We start from the raw sequence: 2,178 nt of genomic DNA on the forward strand, positions 1-2,178 counted from the left end.
TGCGAGCATCGGCTTCTCGCATCTGAAAATGGCAGTTTTGTCACATTTGTCAGTTAATTGACTGTCCAACGCGGTCGTCTTCCGCGATCGCCCCATGACGCAACAGCAAGACTCAGCTATCTCTAGGTATGCGGCGGACCTGATACCCGCCTGGCCGGCGCCATCGCTCCCCTCCCAAGCGGCGCCGGCCACTTTCTGCGTTCCATCACTGCGCCGGCGGCGTGCCGGGTTGATCATCGCCTGACGTCGACTTGGGTGCAGGGTCGACCTGCGGGTTTTGATCGGCGCCGGGGGCCTTTGTCGGTGGGATGTTGTTATCGCAAGCCGCGACAGCCAGCGCTGCCGCCAAAACGAGCCAGGTCGGGGCCAGCAAAATTGAGAGCTTGTTCATCGCAACCTCCTGTCATCGGGCAAACGAGACGGTGCCGATTTGGTTGCACGCTCAGGCAGAGCTCGGGGCGCTCGGAAAGCGGGGAACAAAACGAGAGAGCGAGGAACAAAACGCGGGCTCTTCGGTTGGTCCACACCAATGGAGAAAATCATGATCCGTCTGCTCATAGCCGGTGCCGCCGTCTACGTGGCCTACCGTATAGTCAGGGAAATCATTGACGAGGTGCCCGATGACTTCGATCCGCTGTTGCTGCCGCCTCCCGATGACGACAAGTCGTTGCGGCGGCAGTCGGCGGCCATGGGCGTAGAGCCCGAGCGCTAAGTCCAGTTCATCGGCTGGTGCGCCAGTAGAAACGGACGCATCGATCGCAACTTTCGCGTCGAAACCGTTGCGAACAAAGCGGAAACGATGCTTGATGGGCAATGAACCTCGCTGCCCGTGATTCGACCTTCCGGCCTGACTATCTCGCGAAGCTGAATGCCGAGCAGTGCCTTGCCGTCGAGCATGGCGACGGCAGGGTCGCCGGGCCGCTACTGGTGATCGCCGGCGCCGGCTCCGGCAAGACCAGCACGCTGGCGCATCGCGTCGCGCATCTGATCGTCAGGGGCGCCGACCCCAGGCGCATCCTTTTGATGACGTTTTCGCGTCGTGCCGCATCGGAAATGGCCAAGCGGGTCGAACGCATCGCCGGCGAGGTGCTCGGCCGAGACGCTTCCATCATCACCGATGCGCTGAGCTGGGCCGGCACGTTTCACGGCATCGGCGCCAGGCTGCTGCGCGATTATGCGCCGGAGATCGGCCTCGATCCGGCCTTCACCATCCATGACCGCGAGGATTCGGCCGACTTGATGAACCTCGCCCGGCACGAACTCGGCTTCTCCAAAACCGAAGGCCGTTTTCCGACCAAGGGCACGTGCCTGGCGATCTATTCGCGTGCCGTCAACGCGCAGGCGCCGCTCGGCGAGATTCTCGGTTCGGTGTTTCCCTGGTGCGCGGGTTGGGCAGAACAGCTTAAGACGCTGTTCGCCCGATATGTCGAGATCAAGCAGGCGCAGAACGTGCTCGATTACGACGACCTGCTGCTCTACTGGGCGCAGATGGCCGGCGAGCCGGAGATATCAGCGCATCTGGGCGGGCGCTTCGACCATGTGCTGGTCGACGAATACCAGGACACCAACCGGCTGCAGGCCTCGATCCTCACGGCGCTCAAGCCGGACGGCTCCGGGCTGACGGTGGTCGGCGACGATGCGCAGTCGATCTATTCGTTTCGAGCGGCGGAAGTGCGCAATATCCTCGACTTCCCCAAACAGTTCGCGCAGCCGGCCGAGATCGTCATGCTTGAGCGCAACTACCGCTCGACCGAGACCATCCTGGCCGCCGCCAATGCGGTGATCGGCGAGGCCTCGGAACGCTTTACCAAGAACCTCTGGTCGGAGCGCAAATCGGCGGAAAAGCCGAGGCTGGTCAGCGTTCGCGACGAAGCCGAGCAGGCGAGTTACGTCTGCCAGGCTATTCTGACCGAGCGTGAGGCCGGCACGGCGCTGAAAGCGCAGGCCGTGTTGTTTCGCGCCTCGCACCACAGCGGGCCGCTGGAGATCGAGCTGACGCGCCGCAACATCCCGTTCGTCAAGTTCGGCGGGCTGAAATTCCTCGACGCCGCCCATGTCAAGGACGTGCTGGCGGTGCTGCGCTTCGCCGAAAACCCGCGTGACCGCGTCGCCGGTTTTCGCGTGCTGCAGCTTTTGCCCGGTATCGGCCCTTCGGCGGCATCGCAGATCGTCGACACC

3 protein-coding genes are annotated in these 2,178 nt (G+C 63.0%); 2 read left to right on the plus strand and 1 reads right to left on the minus strand.

Annotated elements, in window-relative coordinates:
- Positions 1–205 precede the first annotated feature (205 nt).
- Positions 206–391, minus strand: coding sequence for a hypothetical protein (locus EOA86_RS31810; RefSeq protein ID WP_029354302.1), 186 nt, complete (start codon positions 389–391; stop codon positions 206–208).
- A gap of 150 nt (positions 392–541) precedes the next feature.
- Between EOA86_RS31810 and EOA86_RS39000 the strand changes: the two genes are divergently transcribed.
- Both EOA86_RS39000 and EOA86_RS31815 read left to right on the plus strand, forming a co-directional pair.
- Positions 542–712 (plus strand): hypothetical protein, encoded by a 171-nt coding sequence (locus EOA86_RS39000; protein WP_084831665.1) that lies wholly within the window; start codon positions 542–544, stop codon positions 710–712.
- 101 nt (positions 713–813) lie between these two features.
- A partial coding sequence (locus EOA86_RS31815; RefSeq protein ID WP_164892191.1) for an ATP-dependent helicase occupies positions 814–2,178 on the plus strand: 1,365 nt, incomplete at its 3' end.

Source organism: Mesorhizobium sp. M5C.F.Ca.IN.020.32.2.1 (assembly GCF_004023105.1).
In the GTDB taxonomy this organism is placed as follows: Bacteria; Pseudomonadota; Alphaproteobacteria; order Rhizobiales; family Rhizobiaceae; genus Mesorhizobium; species Mesorhizobium wenxiniae.

Excerpts from the sequence above, each read along its gene's own strand:
- EOA86_RS31810 (WP_029354302.1), bottom strand. The coding sequence starts at position 391 with ATGAACAAGCTCTCAATTTTGCTGGCCCCGACCTGGCTCGTTTTGGCG.
- EOA86_RS39000 (WP_084831665.1), top strand. The coding sequence starts at position 542 with ATGATCCGTCTGCTCATAGCCGGTGCCGCCGTCTACGTGGCCTACCGT.